Origin of the sequence: Methylobacterium sp. WL103 (assembly GCF_008039885.1) — a bacterium.
GTDB lineage: Bacteria > Pseudomonadota > Alphaproteobacteria > Rhizobiales > Beijerinckiaceae > Methylobacterium > Methylobacterium cerastii.
In genome coordinates this window covers 1-708 of record NZ_VRUX01001142.1, presented here as the reverse complement: position 1 = coordinate 708, position 708 = coordinate 1, and the positions used below count along the sequence as shown (strand labels likewise).

Genomic DNA, 708 nt, shown 5'->3' with positions numbered 1-708 from the left:
GGCCGTCTACCTCGCGGCGGTCGACGGTCTCGCCTACGGCGACAACCCCGGCGAGGGCGCGGTGCCGCCGCCGGCCTTCAGCGCCAGCGTCCGGTTGAGCGCCGTGAGGAAGCGGCCGGCGCCGTAGGGGTCGTAGCCGGCCTTCGCCAGCGTGCGCACACCGGCGGCGTCGGCCTCCAGCTCCTGCTCGCGGGAGAAGCGGGCGAGGGCGAAGCGCGACTGGCTCTGCAGCTGCGCGCCGGTGGCGGGATCGTTCAGCACGTCGGCGACCACGCGGCTGACGAGCTGCGAGCGCAGCTCGAGTTCGGTCCGCGCGGTCGCGTGGTTCAGCGTCACGTGCGCGATCTCGTGGGCGAGCACCGCCGCGATCTCCGAGGTGTCGCTCGCCAGCGCCACCAGGCCGCGGGTGACGTAGAGGCGGCCGCTCGGCAGGGCGAAGGCGTTGACCACGGGCGAATCGAGCAGCGTCACCACGTAGGTCTGATCGGGTCGGTCGCTCGCCGCGACGAGGCGGTCGGTCACCTCGGTGAGCAGGCGCAGGGTCGCGGGCGCACGGTATTCCCCGCCGAAGGAGGCGACGAGCTTGGTGTGGTCGGCATCGGTGACGTTGGCCGGCCGGCCGGTGGTGCGCGGCGCCTCCGGCGGCACGGCGACGACGGCAGGGACCAGCACCGAGCCGGTCTGCTCGCCGGCGCAGGCCGAGAGCGC

General features: G+C 74.6%; 1 pseudogene. It reads right to left on the bottom strand.

Annotation, left to right across the window (positions count from 1 at the left end):
• Positions 1-57: 57 nt before the first annotated feature.
• Positions 58-708, bottom strand: a pseudogene (locus FV222_RS28290) (M48 family metalloprotease); the annotation flags it as partial.